We start from the raw sequence: 17865 nt of genomic DNA on the forward strand, positions 1-17865 counted from the left end.
CGGCGTACAACCGGGTAGTCGAGCAACGGAGGAAGGGCGGTGGCTCTCGGCCACCGCCCTTCCCCCGGTCAGGGAACGGTCAGCTGCTCGCCTTCTGCGTGAGGTCGTAGAAGGCGGCCGAACCGGCCGTGACCTTCTTGAAGGTGGCCTCGACCCAGGTGGTGATCCGGGAGGACGTGCCGTCGCTGTCGCCGCGCATACCGCCGCCCGCGCCGGACGCGATGAAGTAGTGGATCTTTCCTTCCGCCACGTACTCCTTGAACTGGACCAGGGTCGGGGACGGGTCCGTGCCGTTGAAGCCGCCGATGGCCATCACCGGCTCGCCGGTGGACAGCTGGTAACTCGCGGCGTTCTGGGCGCCGATGGCCGCCGCGGCCCAGGTGTACTGGTCGGCGTCGGTCGTCAGCAGCTTCTTGGCCTCGGAGCCGACGCTGGCGCCGTTGAGCAGACCGCCGATGCCGCCACCGCGCATGCCGCCCATCCGGCCGCCGTCGCCGGTCCGGCCTCCAGGGGTGGCGTTCTGGCCTCCAGGAGTGGCGTTCTGGCCTCCAGGAGTGGCGTTCTGGCCCTGCTGGTTCTGGCCGGTACCCGGGGAACCGCCGCCGGGGAAGCCGTTGCCCTGCCCGCCCTGGGCGCTGCCGTTGCCGGTGCCGTTGCCGTTGCCGTTCTGCTGGTTCTGGCCGCCGCCGCCCGGGAAGCCGCCACCGCCGGGACCGCCACCACCGCCGGGGCCGCCCCGGCCGCCCGCGACCGCCGGACCCGCCGTGACGATCGAGCCCGTGTGCCCCTCGTTCACCGTGGTGAGCGTGTATGCCGCCGGCCCGGCCAGCGCCGCGACCAGGCCCAGCCCGGCCGCCCCCAGGGCCAGTCCGCGCCCCAGCCGGCCCGCGAAGATCAGGCCGAGCGCCGCCGTCAGGCCGCCGACCAGGACGAGCCACTTCAGCCAGGGCAGGTAGTCGGAGGAGCGGTTGAGCAGGACGTAACCCCAGGCCGCGGTGGCCGTCATCGCCGCCGCCAGGGCCAGCGACGCCCAGACCTTGTCACGCTTCTCCCAGAGCAGCGCCGAGCCCATGCCGATCAGCGGCGCGATGTAGGGGGCGAGCGCCACCGTGTAGTACTCGTGGAAGATGCCCTGCATGTAGCTGAAGACCAGCATGGTCGTCACCAGCGCGCCGCCCCAGACGAGGAACGCACCGCGCGTCACCGACGTACGCCGTGCCCTGCGCGTGGCCACGAGGGCCGCGACGAGCAGGATCAGCGCGGCCGGGATCAGCCAGGAGATCTGGCCGCCGATGCTGGACCCGAACAGCCGGTCCCAGCCGGTCTCGCCCCAGTTGCCGCCGCCGTTGCCCCCGCCGCCTCCGCCTCCGACGCTGCCGGTCTCGTCGCCGTTGAGGCGGCCCAGGCCGTTGTAGCCGAAGGTCAGCTCCAGGAAGCTGTTGTTCTGCGAGCCGCCGATGTACGGGCGGGAGGACGCGGGCCACAGCTCGACGATCGCGACCCACCAGCCACCGGAAACGACCAACGCGACCGTGGCGACGGCCAGTTGCCCGAGGCGCTTCTTCACCGAGACCGGTGCGCACACCCCGTAGACCAGGGCCAGCGGCGGCAGGATGAGGAAGGCCTGGAGGGTCTTGGCGAGGAACGCGAAGCCGATGGCGCCCCCGGCCCACACCAGCCACTTCGTACGGCCGTCCTCCAGGGCCCGGATGACGAAGTAGCAGGCCACGGCCATCAGCAGGGCCAGCATCGCGTCCGGGTTGTTGAAGCGGAACATCAGCGCCGCGACGGGGGTGAGCGCCAGCACCACGCCCGCGATCAGACCGGCCGCGGGGCTGAACCGGCGCCGTACGGAGGCGTACACGACGGCCACCGTGCCGACGGCCATGAGGACCTCGGGGACCAGGATCGCCCAGGAGCTGAGGCCGAACAGCCGCACGGACAGGGCCATCGGCCACAGCGCCGCCGGGGGCTTGTCGACGGTGATGGCGTTGGCCGCGTCGAGCGAACCGAAGAAGAACGCCTTCCAGGACTGGCTGCCCGCCTGGACGGCCGCCGAGTAGAAGGAGTTGGCGTAGCCGGAGGCGCTCAGGTTGTAGAGGTAGAGCACCGCGGTCGCCAGGAGCAGGGCGAGGAAGGCCAGGCGGGCCCAGCGGGGGTCCTCGGGCCGGCCGCGCCACAGCCGGTGCGGCAGGGGCCGCTTGGGTTCACCGGCGTCCGGGGCCGGTGCGGGGGCAGGGGGACGAGGGGTCCGGGGCTCGGGACTCGGGTCTCTCTCGGCGATCTGCTGGTCGTAGTGGACGGTCATCGCAAGTTCCTCGCATCGGTGTCGTGGGGGCGCACCGGCAGCAGCTGCACGGTGGCGTCCTTCCAGGGGCCGTCCGCGGCTTCACCGGCGCGGAACTGGTCGGTGTGGTAGGAGGCGACCACCGTCGTCTCGCTGTCGTGTCGGTCCGGGAACACCCACGCCCGGAAGAGCAGGAAGCGCAGCACGGTCGCCGCGAGGTTGGCGGCGATGAGGACCGCCAGCTCGGTGGAGTGCGCGGGCTCGGACGTGGCCGCGCCCAGCGCGGCGAGCGAGCCGCTGGTCAGGGCGAGCCCGATGCCGAAGACGACCAGTCCCTGCGCCTGGTGCCGTACGGCCCCGCCGCGCCCGCGCACCCCGAACGTGAGCCGCCGGTTGGCGGCGGTGTTGGCGATCGCCGAGACCAGCAGGGCGAGGGCGTTGGCGGTCTGGGAGCCGGTGAAGACGCGGAAGCCGCTGTAGAGGAGCAGGTAGAAGAGGGTGGAGAGACCGCCGACCACGCAGAAACCGACCAACTGGCGGGCGAGGCCCCGCGGTACGTCCGTGATCTCACGGTCGCGCGGGTCGTCGCCGAACGGCCGGGCGAGCCGGTCCAGCGGCAGCGAACCGGTGGCCAGGGCTCGGCCGACCCGCCACACACCCTTGAGGTCGTCGGTCGCGGTCCTGACGATGTGCACGGTCGAGTCGGGGTCGTCGACCCAGTCGACCGGCACCTCGTGGATCCGCAGTCCCGCGCGCTCGGCGAGCACCAGCATCTCCGTGTCGAAGAACCAGCCGGTGTCCTCGATCAGGGGCAGCAGCACCTGCGCCACGTCACGACGGATCGCCTTGAAGCCGCACTGGGCGTCCGAGAAGCGGGCATGGAGCGAGCCGCGCAGGATGAGGTTGTAGACCCGGCTGATGAACTCCCGCTTGGGGCCGCGCACCACGCGGGAGCTGGGCGCCAGCCGGGAGCCGATCGCGAGGTCGGAGTGGCCGGAGATCAGCGGAGCGACCAGCGGGAGGAGGGCGTTGAGGTCGGTGGACAGGTCCACGTCCATGTAGGCGAGGACTGGGGCCTCCGAGGCCGACCAGACCGCCCGCAGGGCCCGGCCGCGGCCCTTCTGCTCCAGGCGGAAGGTGCTGACCTCGGGTATCTCCGCCGCCAGCCGGGCCGCGACCTGCGGGGTGGTGTCCGTCGAGGCGTTGTCCGCGATCGTGATGCGGAACGCGTACGGGAACGTGCGGGCGAGGTGATCGTGCAGTCTGCGCACGCACGGCTGGAGGTCCTTCTCCTCGTCGTAGACGGGGATCACTACGTCCAGGACAGGCGTACCGGCTGGTGCGGCCGGGAGGTGCTCCCGCGCCGGCAGGGTGCCGGGAGAAGAGTCGGTTCGCATGGAACCGACTTTCGTCAGGCGCCCTGTCGCGCCCATGTGGTGACGCTGTGGCGTGCCTGTGAGTGCTGCGGCCGGCTCATGTCCGGCTGCGGCCTGTTCATATAGGGCTGCGGCAGCGCCGGCAGGTGCACTGTGAACACGGTTCGCCCGGGCACGCTGTCGACGGTCACGGCACCGCCGTGCGCGCTCGCCACGGCCTGCACGATGGCGAGGCCGAGACCGGTCGAGCCGGTGGCGCGGGTCCGCGCGGAGTCGCCGCGCGCGAACCGTTCGAAGACGTGCGGCAGCAACTCGGCGGGAATGCCCTGCCCGTTGTCCTCGACGTCCACGCACAGCCAGGGGCCGCGCCGCTGGACGCGGGCGGTGACGGTCGTGCCGGGCGGGGTGTGGGTGCGGGCGTTGCCGAGCAGGTTGACGAGGACCTGCTGGAGCCGGGCCGCGTCCGCCGACACCAGCGCGGGCTCGTCGGGCAGGTCGAGACGCCAGTTGTGGTCCTGGCCGGCCGCACGGGCGTCGCTGATGGTGTCCACGACGAGCGGTACGAGGTCGGTCTGCTCGAACTGCAGCGGCCGCCCCGCGTCCAGTCGGGCGAGCAGCAACAGGTCCTCGACGAGCAGGGTCATGCGCCCGGCCTCGGACTCGATCCGCCCGAGGGCGTGCCGGGTGTCGGGCCCGACGTCCTCTCTGCCGCGCCGGGTCAGCTCGGCGTACCCGCGGATGGAGGCGAGCGGGGTCCGCAGCTCGTGACTGGCGTCGGCGACGAACTGCCTGACCCGCGTCTCGCTCTGCTGCCGTGCGTGCAGGGCGCCGTGGACGTGGTCGAGCATCCGGTTGAGCGCGGCACCGACCTGGCCGACCTCGGTGTGCGGATCGGTCTCGGAGTCGGGGACCCTCTCGCTGAGGTTCACCTCGCCGGTGTGCAGGGGCAGTTCGGAGACACGGGTGGCGGTGGCGGCCACGCGGCGGAGGGGGCGGGTGGCTACGCCGACGATGACGGTGCCCGCGATGCCTGCGGCGATGAGGCCGGCGGCGGTGACACTGACCTCGACAAGGATGAGGGTGTTGAGGGTGTCGGTGACGTCGGTGGTGGGCAGCGCCACGTAGTAAGCGCCGTTGGCCCCCTCGCGGTACTCCACGCGATATTCGCCGAGCCCCGAGATGGTGGCCGTATGTGCGTCGCCGTCCTTGGCGACGGCGTTCAGTTCGGCCATCTGATTCTTGCTCAGCACGTAGGGTGCGGCCTGCGTGACGCCGTTGTCGTCCTTGGCGGGCTTGCTGACCATGCCCTCGGTGACGGCGCCGCCCTGGACCTTCGCGGCGATGGTGCCGATCATCTGCTGCGGACCCTTGGTGACGAGCTCCGAGAGGTCGGGAGCCTTGGGCGCCCTCCCCTCGGGATCGCCCACGGGCTTGGACTGCCCGCCGCCGGGCCGCTCGGGACCGGCTCCCGCGGCGCGGCCCACCACCCCACTGAGCGCGCTGTCCAGTTGGTCGTACAGGCGGGAGTGCATCGCAATCGCCGTCACCGTCCCGATGACGGCGCACACCACCGCGATCAGTGCCAGGGCGGAGACGACGAGCCGCGTGCGCAGCGTGCGCGGCTGTCGTAGTCGCCCCGGCTTCTGCCTCGGCGCCCGCGGCCGCCGCCCGCTCATGAGACCGCGGGCTTGATCAGGTAACCGGCACCACGCCGGGTGTGGATCATCGGCTCGCGCCCCGCGTCGATCTTCCGCCGCAGATACGAGATGTACAGCTCGACCACGTTGGCCTGCCCGCCGAAGTCGTACGACCACACGCGGTCGAGGATCTGCGCCTTGCTGAGCACGCGCCGCGGATTGCGCATCAGGAACCGCAGCAGCTCGAACTCGGTCGCGGTCAGGTGGATGTGCTCACCGGCCCGGGTGACCTCGTGACTGTCCTCGTCGAGGGTGAGGTCGCCGACGACCAGCGTGGAGTCGGAGCGCCGGTCGGCGGCACCGGACCGCCGTATCAGCCCGCGCAGCCGCGCGACGACCTCTTCGAGGCTGAACGGCTTGGTGACGTAGTCGTCCCCGCCGGCCGTCAGCCCGGCGATCCGGTCCTCGACGGCGTCCTTGGCGGTGAGGAAGAGCACCGGCACGTCGGGCAGCTCACGGCGCAGCCGTCCGAGCACCGCCAGCCCGTCCATGTCGGGCAGCATCATGTCGAGCACGACGGCGTCGGGCCGGAAGTCCCGCGCGGTCTGGAGGGCGCCCGTGCCGTCACCGGCGCTCCGGATCTGCCATCCCTCGTAGCGCAGGGCCATGGACAGCAGCTCGGTGATCGACATCTCGTCGTCCACCACGAGCACTCGGACGGGGCTCCCGTCCGGCCTCAGCAGTTCGGTGCGCCCCTGGGGCGAGGTGGTGGTCATGGTGAACACGATGTCGGCGCGCTCTGAGAGCGGCCTTTCGGCAACCTGTGATTTCCCTGAGAAACACACAGGTGCTTCTCAGGGAACGGCTGGGAAGACCAGCGAGCGAGGTTCCTCGGCGGGCGGGTCAGAACAACCCGTCCTGCACCCCCACCTCCTCCTTGAACTCCCGGACCGGCACGGTCACTTCCCCACCCCCGGCAGGCACCAGTCCCCACCCGCTCATCAGCCGCGTGTCCAGCACGACGACCCCGCCCCCGGTCGCGAGATGCAGATCGGGCCCGGCGGCAGCCACGAGCTCCCCACTCACGACCCCGCCGGCGACGAGTTCCCCCACCTCCCCGACGGCGACGGGCAGCCCCGCGAGCCCGAACACCTCCACGTGGTCGACAACGCGCAGGGGCTCCCGCACGAGCGACTCCGGCCACGCGGGAAGCGCCACGGCCCGCGCATGCAACTCGGCGACCTCGGCGGCCCGGTCAGCCGCCGCATCGGGAAGCACGGCCCGTACGGTCCGCTTCTCGACATAGGGAATCCGGTCGGGCACCCCCAGCGCGGCCCGCAACAGCTCTTCCGTACGCCGAGCCGCCATGAGCGGCCCGACACCGAGCCAGCTGAAGCACACGGCTCCCTGCTCCAGCAGCCGCGCGGCGCCCCGCTCCTCCGCCGTGATCCCGACCTTGACCATGCCGGGCCCGAACCACGCCAGATACACGTGATACGGCCGCGGGTCGTCCGCGATCGTGTCGGCGGCCACGGAGTGCGCCCGGTCCAGCCGCGCACACTCCTCGCAGCGCGCCCCCGTACTCCGCGCCGACACGGCCGCCCCCGTCGGACAGGCATGCCCCCGAGCTCCCACGCATGTCCGCACGCCCCCCTCCGCAACCCCGAAGGCCACGCGTTTCCCCCAGGTCAGCGCGCTGCGCCGCCCACCGTCCCACGCCAGCACGGGACCAGCGGCGGACCACCGCAGCCCCGAGCACTTCCACGCCTGTGCCATCTCTGTCGAGACTAGAGGGCACCACTGACAACGGCGTCGGGCGAGCAGCAGCGTCCGATTCAGCGCCCGACGTCGGCTCCCACGGCAGCGGGTTCGCTCTCCCCGCCCACACTCACATCACCCCGTACGACAAGGCGCCCGGCCGGCTCCGCGGTACGGCCCGACCCCGCCTTCCGCCGCCGCCCGGCCAGCCGGCACCCGAGGCACTCGTCGTGCCCGGCCCGCGCCCCCGAGTCCCGCGCCCGCCACCCCCACTCCTCCCGGGGCCGGATCCCAGGACCCTTCCCCCAGCCGGCCAGATGCAGCGCCCAGGTGACCAACAGGCCGACCACACCGATCGCGAACCCGCCGGCGATCAGCACACCGGAGACGAAACACACCCCCGCCCCCGCTACGACGGCCCCGACACTCCCGATCCCGGTTCCGACCCATCCCGCGACGGTATGCCCGTGGTCATACTGATGTGCGCTCATATGCTGCCCCCTTACACACCAAGGCCCGGGGAACCCGCACCCCCGAACCCCTCACCAACTAAGCCTTTTAAAGCCCAAACATCTCACGAACTAAGGGATCTGGGAATGCAAGCCAAGCCGCGTCCGGCCGCCACGCCGGAGCAGGCACTGTCGGCGATGGACCACCTCATCGCGACCCACCTGGTCGGGCAGCACGAGATCGCCCAACAGGTGGGCCTGAGTGTGACCGACCTCACCTGCTTCGCCTACGTCATCGAGGCCGGTGAGAACCTGCCCACGGCCGGCGACCTGGCAGCCCGCGTCCACGTCACGACGGGCGCGGTCACCGGCATCCTCAACCGCCTGGAACGCGCCGGCTACATCACCCGCCGCCCCGACCCGACCGACCGCCGCCGCATCCGCGTAGCCGCCCGGCCCGACGCGGTCGCCCGCGTCCGAGAGGTCTACGAGCCGTACTACGTCCGCCTCACGCAACTCTTCGCGGACTACTCCTCCGACGAAATCGCGGTCCTGAAGGACTGGTTCACCCGCGCGAGCGCACTGGCGGCGGACTACTTGGAGGGTCATTGCCGCAATGACTGAGCACCGCCCCAGGACGGCACCCACTCACTATGCCATTCTCAATGGCATACTCGACTGGGTGACTACAGACGACGACGCGGACTTCCTGCCCGGCGACGGCCCCACCAGCGGTATCTCCGTCACCCTGACCGCCGGAACGCTGCGGGCGATCCGTGAGCGCGTCGGCAAGCGGGGCGTCTCAGCGTATCTGGAGAGGGCCGCCCAGCGGCAGATCGAGCGGGACAACCTCGACGAACTGATCGCGGACTTCGACCAGGTGCACGGCCCGGCCGACCCGGAGGCCGTGGCCGCCAAGCGCGCCCGACTCACCGGCGGCTCTTCCGACGCCGGAGCAGCCGCGTGAGCGGTGCCCTGGCCCTCGACAGCGAGGGCCTGGCGAAGGCCGTACAACGTGACCGGGAGATCCACGAGTGGCTGACAGCGGCCCGCGACGCGGACCTGCCGGTGGTGACCTCTGCGGCGGTGCTGGTCGAGGTGATCCACCCCCGCATCAACGACGCGGCACTCAAGTGGACCCTGTCCCGCTTGACCGTCGAGCCGGTGACCAAGTCCATCGCCCACTCCGCCGCCGCCTTGCTGCGCACGGCGGACCTGCACGGCCAGAAGTACGCCATCGACGCGATGCTCTGCGCCACCGCCCTGCAGCATCCCGGCAGGCTGACGATCCTGACGTCCGACACGGACGACATCGGACTGCTCACCGCCGGGCATCGACGGGTGAGCGTGGAGAAGGTCTGATCCGAGGGCTTCCGCTACGCGCCGGGAGGCCGGTACTGGATCTGCTCCGCGGTGCGCAGGGCCTCGATCGTCTCGTCGACGGTGAGGAGAACCGTCGTCTCGAACGAGCTCAGCGCGCCGCCTCCGCTGATCGCCAGCGCGACCGCGGCCATGGAGACGTTGTCCGGGGCCTCCCACAGGTTGTAGCCGTCGTGCGTGCCGAAGGCGTACCAGAAGCCATGGAGCTTTCCGCCGACGGACTCGATGTACGACTGCGCGGCCCGGGCCCGGTCCTCCGGGTGGCCGATCAGCCTCGCCCAGGTCTCGGGGGTATAGCTGAACCTCGACAGGTAGAGCGGCATTTTGTCTCCCTTTCGTTGCCTCAAGGGATGCCCCCGCGGGCGGGAAATGCGCCGGCGTCGACCCACACATCCCTCGAACGGCCGGGGTGGACGATGAGTGCCATCGAGTCGGGGCGCGGCCCTGGCTGCTGTACGGCCCAAAACGCCAGGAGCCTCGGATCTCTCCAGAGCTCCTCATCAGTGTGTGCACTCGGCAGGATTCCGCCATGCTCAGCCATGCGCCCGAGGACAGGCCCACCATTCACGAAGTGGCCGAAGCCCTTGGCTGACCCGCAATCACCGGTTCGTCCACACCGAAGGGATGGGCTCGGTCTCCGTGCCTACGTGCCCTTCTCGACGTCGGCCTCCACAGGCCGCTCGGCGACAAATGAGCCCAGGCCGACCTCGGCTCGGATGAGTCCTTCCGCCTTGAGATGAGCCAGCGCCTTCTGTGCCGTCGAGCTGGCGATGCCGAACTCGGCAGACAACTCGACGACGGAGGGGACACGAGCACCGACCGGGTACTCGCCGTCAGCGATGCGGGTGGCGATGGTTGCGGCGACCTGTCGCCAGACGGGACGGGTGCGGTCAAGCTCCGGACTCATGCGGTGGACGCTAAAACTCTGCAGTAGACCGCGCGACCGCAGTAGACTGCGGTATACCGCGCTATCGGTACGAAAGACCCCCGCGACGGATGCCGCCGTCCGGGGGCGCGGCCACCAGCCAAACCGATCGGAGCTGACGACGTGACCGACCTTATCCGCCTCCTCACCGCCTGGGCTTCCCTCCTGCTGAAGGGAGGGCGCGGTGCGGACATGCCCTCCGAGCCTCCCAGCTCGGTCTTGCCGACCGACGTCCCTCGGGCCTCCTGGCCACCGCTGCCGTGCAGCCCGTATGCACTGGGCGACAATCCGCTCGACGCCACCGCAGTGAGGTCGGTACGTCCGTACGTCACTGCCCACGAGCAACGCCGCCGCGAACCGGCAACCACCACCACCCTGGGCCAGGACACGACCGCCGGCCCCTACTGGATCCACGGGCTGGAGGCGGCCTGATGCCGAACGATCTTCGTCTGCTCCCTTGGACCGGCGGTGAAGGCAAGCGCTGCTACCTGATCACCGATGACCTTGGGGGACCGGTGTCCCGGCTGGCCGATGTCACGGAGTCGATCCAGCTCGGCATGGGCAACGAACTTCTCGCTCACTCCCACAACATGCTGCCGGACACCCCGCCCGGAGAACTCCGCTTCCTCGCCGAGCGCCTGACCGAAGCGCTGGCAGACGCACTCCGTATCGCCGAGAGCCGGGGGATGCGGCTGAAGAATCTGAACTAGCCGACGAAGCGGTCCAAAACGCCAGGAGCCCCGGATCTCTTCGGGGCTCCTGATCAGTGTGCACTCGGCAGGATTCGAACCTGCAACCTTCTGATCCGTAGTCAGATGCTCTATCCGTTAAGCTACGAGTGCTTGTTTTGTTTTTTCGCCGCTCCCGGGCCTTGCGGCTCGCTCGCGGCGACAGGAAGAACATTACATGACTGCCGCCGCCATGTGAAATCCGTTTGCCGTACCCCTTGTGACCTGCGTAAATGGCCTCAGATGGGGCTTCGTGTTCGGGTGGTGGAGGGGAGCCTTCGTGGGCGGTCCGGTGGTGCTTGAGGTGGCGCAGTGGCAGGGGTCAGGGGCCCCTACGGCCCGTCGGTTGTCCGGTGGGGCCGCCTGGCTCGCCGGGCTGATATCCGCAGGTCGACGGCGGACGGTCACGATCGACGACAGCGTCGGCGAGGCGCGGGGCGGTGTGCAGAGCGCCGATGTGCTGGCGCGCCATCTGGTGGCGGTGCGCGCGGCCTTGGCCGAGGTTCCGGCCGGCGAGCCGACCGTGACCGTCGGCGGCGACTGCGGGGTCGACCTCGCGCCGGTCGAGGCCGCGCTCTCCGCGTTCGAGAACCGGCTGGCGGTGATCTGGTTCGACGCGCACGGGGATCTCAACACCCCCGAGTCGTCGCCTTCCGGAGCCTTCCACGGCATGGTGTTGCGCGCACTCCTCGGCGACGGGCCGGAGGGTCTGCGGCCCGCGCGGAGTCTGTCGGCCGACCGCGTCGTGCTGGCGGGCGCGCGGTCGCTGGACCCGGGTGAGCAAGCTCTTGTCGAGAGCCGCGGCATACGGCACCTCGGCGTGGAGCAGCTGGCGGATCCCGGGCCTCTCCTCGCTGCCGTGCGCGCCACCGGCGCCGAGGCGGTGTACGTCCACATCGACCTCGACGTCCTGGACCCGACAGTGTTCCCGGCCGTCGGTACGCCCGAGCCGGGCGGGCTCGGCGTGGAGGAGCTGGTCGGGGCGGTGCGGGCACTGACCGAGGAGTTCACTCTCGCCGGCCTCGCGCTCACCGAGTACGAGCGGGCGGCGGCCGCCGGCCAGGAGGAGGCGGTGCTGCGGCGGATCGTGGAGGGGCTGTTCGGGGCCGAGCAGTGAAAAACGGCTTGGAACGCGACTCAGGGAGCCCAGCCTCGTGGGGCCGAACTCCCTGGTCAGAGTGCGGAGGCGGAGGGATTTGAACCCTCGATGGGCTTTAAGGCCCAAACCGCATTAGCAGTGCGGCGCCATAGACCGGACTAGGCGACGCCTCCAGTGCACATCCGCCCGCGCGAGCGCGAGTCGGTGCGTGCCGATGATGACACAGTCGAGCGTGCTGTCACCAATCGACCCCCACGGTACTAGGCGGGAAGGTCGCAGGGCAAAAGCCTTGTGCGGCCCCGACAGCCTGTATCGGGGGTGCGGGGCGGGTGGGTGCGCGGTGGAGTCGTGCGGCGCCACCGACCGGCGCGCAACGTAGTGGGCCGCGCCGCGTTAGTCAGGTCATGTCGATGTCGCATGCCATTCGCCGCTCTCAGACCTCGGTGGCCTCTCAGACCTCCGGTGCCTTCCCGTCCACCGCCGGTCCCCGTCTCACCGCCCGCCCCCGCCTGCGGCGGCTCGTCGTCGGTGCCGCCGCCTCCGTCGCCGCCTCCGTCGCCGCCTTCGGGTCGCTGGCCGCGGTGTCACCGGGCGCCGCGTATGCCCAGGCGAGCCCGTCCCCGGTCCGGCTCGCGGGGGACCAGGGCCCGGACCGGGACCATCTCACCGTCGCCGTGCGGAACGCGGGCGGTGAGGTCGACGGGACGTACGAGTTGTACTGCGGGCCCGACGGCGGCAGTCATCCCGATCCGCGCGGAGCCTGTGCCGCCCTGGAGCGGGACACGCGGTGGGGGAAGGACGTCTTCGCACCCGCCCCGGAAGGCGACTTCTGCACCATGCAGTACGGCGGGCCGGCCACCGCGCACGTCACCGGCACCTGGGCCGGACGGCCCGTCGACGCCACGTACGACCGCCGTGACGGCTGCGGGATCGCCCGCTGGGACCGGCTCGTGCCGCTGCTGCCGGACATGACGTCCGAGAAACGCCCCTGAGGGAAGCCCGTGACGATTCCGCCCCGTGTCGCCGCACTCGCCCCGATCCGGCCACCTCACGGCCCCATTCGGCCACCCGGGCGAAAAGGTACAGAAACACTGCCCTCGTAAAGGTCCCGCGAAGGTCCCGCGACGTCCTTGCAGGAGGGCGGGCGTTTCCGCTTACTCGGTCGTCAGTTCGGGGTCACTTCCTCGTGCGACCTCGCTCTCATCCGGCGTCGCGAGCGCAACCACAGCCCTTAGACTCCCTCGCGTGACACGCCGCGGGACGGTTGGCAAGATGGCCCGAGCGGTCGGCAAGGTGCGGTAACAGGGAGGAAGCGTCTCGTGAGCAGCAGGCCATCCCGAGGCGCTGCTCGCCTCGCAGCCATACTGGACGCTCTCCCCGACGCGTTGGTGCTGGTCAATGCCAACGGGACGGTCGTCAACGCGAACACCATCGCCCTGGAAGCCTTCGAGACGCCGGGGACCGCTCTGGTCGGGCGCGGGCTGCTCGACCTGCTGCCGCAGTTCGACTCCAAGCTCATCCCGGGGTCCATGCGGCGGCCGGAGCACCTCGATCCGCAGGCCCGGACCAAGCCGACCCGGATGATCGCGCGCAGGACGGACGGGACGGAGTTCCCCGTCGAGGTCACCAGCGCGAACCTGGAGAACGGGCAGCAGGCCTACGACGGGTACGGGTACAGCGGTGACGAGCTGCTCATGCTCGTCGTGAGGGATCTGACCGGGACCGTCGACACCGAGGCCGAGCTCGCGCGTTCGCAGCGGCAGACCGAGATGATCCTGCGGGCCGCGTCCGAGGGCGTCGTCGGGACCGACACCGACGGGCGGATCGTGCTCGTCAATCCGGCCGCCGCTCAGATACTGGGATTCCGGGCCAGCGACCTCGGTGGGCGCCCACTGCACGATCTCGTGCTGCACTCGCGCGCCGACGGATCGCCCTTCCCGTACGAGGAGTCGCCGCTCGCCGACACCCTGCGCTCCGGGCGCAAGCACCGGGTGCGCGGGCAGGTGCTGTACTCCAAGGACGGCGGCAAGGTGCCGGTCGACCTGACGACCGCGCCCGTGCGCGACGGCGACCAGCTCGTCGGCGCCGTGATGACCTTCACCGACCGGCGGCCGTACGACGCCGTCGTCGAGGAGAAGGAGGCGGCGGAAAAGCGCCACGCGGAAGAGCTGGAGCGGATCGCCGAGGAGCACGCCTCCGAGCTGACCGCGCTGCGCCAGCAGCACGTCACCGAGCTGGAGGAGCTGCACGAGCGGCACGCCGAGGAGCTCGGCGCGAACGAGGACAGGTACGCCGCCCTCGGGGAGCGCGAGAAGGACCGGTACGAGGCGCTCGCCGCGCGGCACGAGCAGCTGCTGACCCTGCTCGGACGGTCCCTGCGCGGGCCGCTGGAGGAGCTGCGGCGCGAGTTGGCCGCGCTGGCCGCGGACGACGCCGGGCAGCTGTGGCCCGAGGCCAACCAGGTGCTGCACCACCTGTCCGCCGGGTATTCGCGCATCACCACCCTCATCGACAACGTCCTCGGCTACCAGCGGCTCGACGCGGGCGGCGAGGGCATCTCGCGTACGAAGGTGATGCTGGACGCCGTCGTGGCCGCCGGTGTCGACGGGGCCGTCGAGCTCATCGGGCCCGGGCGGGTGCAGTTCGCCGTGCACGCGCCGCCCATCGAGGCCGAGGTCGATCCCCGGCTGCTCGCCACCGCCCTCGCGCATCTGGTCGCGGACGTGGCCGGGGTCGACGCGACCGGCAACACGCCCGTGTCGGCGGGCGGTTACCTGGACAACACCGTCGTGGTGGCGGCGGCGCAGCGCGGCGAGGTCGTACGCATCGAGGTGCGCGGGCCGTACGCCGGCGGCGACACCGTGCACGAGCCCATCGTCCGCGGGATCGTCCGGGCTCACGGCGGCGTGCTCCAGACGCATGAAGTGCCGGGGATGAGCGGTAACGCGTACGTCCTCGAAGTGCCGATCGGGGGCGGGGCCGGGGCCGTTGCCGCGGATGCGGACGCGGACGGTGTCCAGGCGCTCGACGCCGCTGCCGATGACGGGCAGATGTCTGGTGGGCAGACTTCTGGTGGGCAGACTTCTGGTGGGCAGACTTCTGGTGGCGGGCGGCGCCGGGCGCGGCGGGGCACCACCGATGCCTTCCTGGACGGTGATGTTCCGGCTGAGGGTGAGCCCACCGGGCGGCGGCGGAGGCGGGCCGCCGGGGAACCGGCCGCCCTTCCCGCACAGGCTTCCGGTGAGGGTGCGCCCGCGTCGGGCGGTACCGGTCGGCGGCGGCGTGCGGCCGAGGACGCCGGTGCGGTTCCGGCCCTGCCCGTCGGCGGTGCCGTCCAGGGTGTCGCCGAAGGGGCCGTCGTCACGGCCGCCGAGCATGCGGCGGGGACCGCCGCCTCGGGTACGGGACTGGGCGGGACCGTTCCGCCGCAGGGCGTGCCCGCGCCCTCCGGGCGGCGGGCCCGGCGTGAGCCCGGTGAGCAGCACGCGCTGCCGCCTGCGCTGCCCGCGCCGTCCGGTGAGGCCGCGGCCAGGGCCGCCGATGCGGCCCAGGGGCAGAGCCTAGAGCAGGGCCAGGGGCAGAGTCAGGGGCAGGCTTCGCAGCCGACCGGGCGGCGGCGTCGGGCGCTGGCTGCCGCCGCCGAGCGGGCGGCTGCGCAGGAGGCCGCGGCGGGGCCGCGTCCGGTGTTCGCCCTGCCGCCGGCCGCGGCGGATCAGGCTCCGGTCGGCCCGTCCGACGCGTCCGGCCCGTCCGGTCCCTCCGATCAGGGGCAGCAGGTCGCGCCAGGTGGTGTGCCCGGTCAGGGACAGGTGCCCGGTCACGGGCAGGTGCCGGGCCAGGCGGCGCACGGGGGCGTGGCGGTTCACGGTTCGGCTGCCGCCGGTGCCGGGGTGGCCGAGGAGGGGCGGCACGACGCCGTCCCGCACGACCAGTCCGCCGATCACACTCCGCCCCAGCCGCATCCCACGAGTGCGCCGACCGGGCGTCGGCGGCGGGCCGTGGCGGCGCAGCCGGCCGACGGGGCCGGAGCGCAGGCGCCGGGTACGCCGGGTACGGCGGCGGGTGCGGTGGCCGGTGCGCCGGTGCAGGGAGCCGGACAGCAGGCTCCTGTGCCGGCCGGGTCCGTGCCCGCGGGGTCCGGGCCCGCGGGGTCCGGGCAGGGAGTTCCCGCGCAGGGAGTTCCCGCGCAGCAGGACGTCACCGGTCAGGTTCCGGTGGGCCAGGCCGGGGTGGCCGCCGGGCAGGTCGCTCCCGGTACGGCCGTGCCGCCGCAGGGCGTGTCCGTCCCCGCCCCGGGCGGTCTCGGGCACAGCGTGCAGGCCGCGGCCCTCCCGGGGCAGGCGCTTCAGCCCGTGTCCCCGAACCAGCCCCTCGGCGCCCAGCCCCTGCCGCAGCAGGGCGTCGCCGCGCCGGAACAGCAGCCCTTCGCCGGTCAGCCGCTGCCCGCCGAGGCCGCGCCCGGACAAGGAACCCCGGCTCAGGGAACCCCTGCCCCGGGCACCACCGTTCCCGGAGCCCCGGCCCCGGCCCCGGCCCCGGTTCCGGCCCAAGGCGCCCCCGCCACGCCCGCCCCCCAAGCCCCCCAACCACAGCCCTGGCCCGCCGCTGACGACAGCTCGGGAGCCGGTGTCGCCGTGCCGCCGAACGGTGCGGCGCAGTCCATGCCGCCGAACGGCGTGGCACAGCCGGCACAGCCCGTGGCCCCCAACGGCACCGCCCAACCCGTAGGCCCCAACGGCACCCCCGCAGCCCAGCCCCCCGCCCAGGCCCCGGCCGCGGCTCCGGGCCTCCAGGCCCACACCCCGGCCCCCGGAGCCCCATTGCCCCCGGAGGGCGCGGCGCAGGCGCATCGCGCGGCTCAGCCGTTGCCCGCGGAGGCGGCCGCGCCCGTCGACCCGAATTCCACGCAGGGGCGGGCGATCAGCGTGCGGACGCTGGGCCAGGGCGTGCCGTTCAACCGGCAGGCGGCTCAGGTGCAGCAGCCGTCGGGCATGCCCGCCGCACGCCCGGTCGGTTCCGCCCCGCAGGTGCCGGGCGCGCCCGCGTCCCAGACGTCGGCGACGCCGCCCCCGCACCAGTCGGGCGGTTCGGGTCGGCGCCGCAAGCTCGGCACGCCGCCCGACCCGGCCACGCGGACGGAAGGGACCGGGCGGCCCGAACAGGCCTCCCGCCAGGAACCGGCGCCCCGCCCGGAGCACGCCGCGCGCCCGCATCCGACGACCGATCCGACTCCCGCACAAGGCACCGCGCAGGGCACGCAGGGCACCGCCCCGGCCCCCACGCCCGTCCCCGCGCCCGTCCCGGCGCAGCCGTCCCTCGCCGGTCAGTCGCGGCTCGCGCAGATGACGGAGGGCGGCGGACGGTCGTACGCCATAGGCGCGCCGGACGAGAACGCCGCCGAGGGGCCGGAGCCGCTGGACGGGCCCGGCGGTGCCGTCGAGGTGGCCGATCCGCCGCGGCCGCAGCCGATGGACGACGAGCTGCCACCGGAGCCGCTGGACAACCCGCGGCGGCTGCTGGTGTGGCCGGCGCCGGACGTCAGCACCTCGCAGGCGCTGAGCGACCGCGGCTACCGGCCCGTGATCGTGAACTCGCGCGAAGAGGTCGACGCGCAGATCGCTGCCTTCCCGGCGGCGCTGTTCGTCGACCCGCTGACCGGGCCGATCACGCGGACGGCGTTGCAGTCGCTGCGGCAGGCCGCGGTCGCCGCCGAGGTGCCCGTCCTGGTCACGGCCGGACTCGGGCAGGCCTCGCGGGACGCGGCGTACGGTGCCGATCCCGCCGTCCTGCTGAAGGCGCTGGCGCCGCGCGACAGTGAGCAGCACCCGCCGCGCGTGCTGCTGATCGAGCAGCACGCGGAGATAGCGCTCGCGCTGACGGCGACGCTGGAGCGGCGCGGGATGCAGGTCGCGCGGGCGGCGAGTGACGCCGACGCTGTGACGCTGGCGGGGCAGTTCCGGCCGAACCTGGTCGTGATGGACCTGATGCAGGTGCACCGGCGGCAGGCCGGGATCGTGGACTGGCTGCGCGCGAACGGGCAGCTCAACCGCACCCCGCTCGTCGTCTACACGGCCGCCGTCGACCAGGCCGATCTGCCGCGGCTGGCCTCCGGCGAAACGGTGCTGTTCCTCGCGGAGCGGTCCACCAGCGGTGACGTGCAGACCCGGATCGTCGAGCTGCTCTCCCGGATCGGGACCAACTAGGCCATACCGGGACCGACTAGGGA

At 72.3% G+C, this 17865-nt stretch carries 16 protein-coding genes and 2 tRNA genes; 8 read left to right on the forward strand and 10 right to left on the reverse strand.

Features of this window, described 5'->3' with window-relative positions:
* Nucleotides 1–79 precede the first annotated feature (79 nt).
* From ABZ192_RS33360 to ABZ192_RS33385, 6 genes are all read right to left on the reverse strand, one after another.
* Nucleotides 80–2308 carry a glycosyltransferase family 39 protein gene (locus ABZ192_RS33360; RefSeq protein ID WP_356928207.1) on the reverse strand — a complete coding sequence of 743 codons (2229 nt, stop codon included), beginning with the start codon at nt 2306–2308 and terminating at the stop codon, nt 80–82.
* Nucleotides 2305–3684: a bifunctional glycosyltransferase family 2/GtrA family protein gene (locus ABZ192_RS33365; protein ID WP_356928208.1), complete on the reverse strand. Its 1380-nt coding sequence runs from the start codon at nt 3682–3684 to the stop codon at nt 2305–2307. Before ABZ192_RS33365 ends, ABZ192_RS33360 begins: the two co-directional genes overlap by 4 nt.
* A gap of 14 nt (nt 3685–3698) precedes the next feature.
* Nucleotides 3699–5339 (reverse strand): HAMP domain-containing sensor histidine kinase, encoded by a 1641-nt coding sequence (locus ABZ192_RS33370; protein WP_356928209.1) that lies wholly within the window; start codon nt 5337–5339, stop codon nt 3699–3701.
* Nucleotides 5336–6076, reverse strand: coding sequence for a response regulator transcription factor (locus ABZ192_RS33375; protein WP_356928210.1), 741 nt, complete (start codon nt 6074–6076; stop codon nt 5336–5338). The genes ABZ192_RS33370 and ABZ192_RS33375 overlap by 4 nt, the downstream gene beginning before the upstream one ends.
* Before the next feature lie 127 nt (nt 6077–6203).
* Complete coding sequence (locus tag ABZ192_RS33380) at nt 6204–7076, reverse strand: DUF2797 domain-containing protein (RefSeq protein ID WP_356928211.1); 873 nt, start codon at nt 7074–7076, stop codon at nt 6204–6206.
* A 59-nt stretch (nt 7077–7135) separates the two neighbouring features.
* A complete protein-coding gene (locus ABZ192_RS33385; protein WP_356928212.1) occupies nt 7136–7549 on the reverse strand; it encodes an HGxxPAAW family protein in 414 nt (137 codons plus the stop codon).
* Nucleotides 7550–7654: 105 nt separating this feature from the next.
* Here ABZ192_RS33385 and ABZ192_RS33390 point away from each other — a divergent pair, with 105 nt between their 5' ends.
* The 3 genes from ABZ192_RS33390 to ABZ192_RS33400 are packed head-to-tail and all read left to right on the forward strand — an operon-like array spanning nt 7655 to nt 8869.
* Nucleotides 7655–8131 (forward strand): MarR family transcriptional regulator, encoded by a 477-nt coding sequence (locus ABZ192_RS33390; protein WP_356928213.1) that lies wholly within the window; start codon nt 7655–7657, stop codon nt 8129–8131.
* A gap of 58 nt (nt 8132–8189) precedes the next feature.
* Entirely contained in the window at nt 8190–8474 is a 285-nt protein-coding gene (locus ABZ192_RS33395) for a hypothetical protein (RefSeq protein WP_356928214.1), read from the forward strand.
* Complete coding sequence (locus ABZ192_RS33400) at nt 8471–8869, forward strand: PIN domain-containing protein (protein WP_356928215.1); 399 nt, start codon at nt 8471–8473, stop codon at nt 8867–8869. Before ABZ192_RS33395 ends, ABZ192_RS33400 begins: the two co-directional genes overlap by 4 nt.
* 14 nt (nt 8870–8883) lie before the next feature.
* On the opposite strand, the gene ABZ192_RS33405 is transcribed toward ABZ192_RS33400, so the two are convergent.
* Together ABZ192_RS33405 and ABZ192_RS33410 are read right to left on the reverse strand one after the other, a co-directional pair.
* Nucleotides 8884–9210, reverse strand: coding sequence for a GYD domain-containing protein (locus tag ABZ192_RS33405; RefSeq protein ID WP_356928216.1), 327 nt, complete (start codon nt 9208–9210; stop codon nt 8884–8886).
* Between the two features lie 320 nt (nt 9211–9530).
* Complete coding sequence (locus tag ABZ192_RS33410; RefSeq protein ID WP_356928217.1) at nt 9531–9794, reverse strand: winged helix-turn-helix domain-containing protein; 264 nt, start codon at nt 9792–9794, stop codon at nt 9531–9533.
* 141 nt (nt 9795–9935) lie between these two features.
* Here ABZ192_RS33410 and ABZ192_RS33415 point away from each other — a divergent pair, with 141 nt between their 5' ends.
* Together ABZ192_RS33415 and ABZ192_RS33420 are read left to right on the forward strand one after the other, a co-directional pair.
* Nucleotides 9936–10244 (forward strand): hypothetical protein, encoded by a 309-nt coding sequence (locus ABZ192_RS33415; RefSeq protein ID WP_356928218.1) that lies wholly within the window; start codon nt 9936–9938, stop codon nt 10242–10244.
* Entirely contained in the window at nt 10244–10522 is a 279-nt protein-coding gene (locus ABZ192_RS33420) for a hypothetical protein (RefSeq protein WP_356928219.1), read from the forward strand. The genes ABZ192_RS33415 and ABZ192_RS33420 overlap by 1 nt, the downstream gene beginning before the upstream one ends.
* Nucleotides 10523–10581: 59 nt before the next feature.
* Here the strand turns inward: ABZ192_RS33420 and ABZ192_RS33425 are convergent.
* A tRNA-Arg gene (locus ABZ192_RS33425) sits at nt 10582–10654 on the reverse strand.
* Between the two features lie 232 nt (nt 10655–10886).
* Here ABZ192_RS33425 and ABZ192_RS33430 point away from each other — a divergent pair.
* The gene (locus ABZ192_RS33430) at nt 10887–11657 is read left to right on the forward strand and encodes an arginase family protein (protein ID WP_356928220.1); all 771 of its coding nucleotides are present in this window, start codon (nt 10887–10889) and stop codon (nt 11655–11657) included.
* 64 nt (nt 11658–11721) lie between these two features.
* Here ABZ192_RS33430 and ABZ192_RS33435 read toward each other — a convergent pair.
* Nucleotides 11722–11812 (reverse strand) — tRNA-Ser (locus ABZ192_RS33435).
* 270 nt (nt 11813–12082) lie between these two features.
* Between ABZ192_RS33435 and ABZ192_RS33440 the strand changes: the two genes are divergently transcribed.
* Together ABZ192_RS33440 and ABZ192_RS33445 are read left to right on the forward strand one after the other, a co-directional pair.
* Entirely contained in the window at nt 12083–12631 is a 549-nt protein-coding gene (locus tag ABZ192_RS33440; RefSeq protein ID WP_356928221.1) for an SSI family serine proteinase inhibitor, read from the forward strand.
* A 396-nt stretch (nt 12632–13027) separates the two neighbouring features.
* The gene (locus ABZ192_RS33445) at nt 13028–17842 is read left to right on the forward strand and encodes a PAS domain-containing protein (RefSeq protein WP_356928276.1); all 4815 of its coding nucleotides are present in this window, start codon (nt 13028–13030) and stop codon (nt 17840–17842) included.
* Nucleotides 17843–17865: the final 23 nt, after the last annotated feature.

This window comes from Streptomyces sp. NPDC006235 (genome assembly GCF_040613735.1).
In the GTDB taxonomy this organism is placed as follows: domain Bacteria; phylum Actinomycetota; class Actinomycetes; order Streptomycetales; family Streptomycetaceae; genus Streptomyces.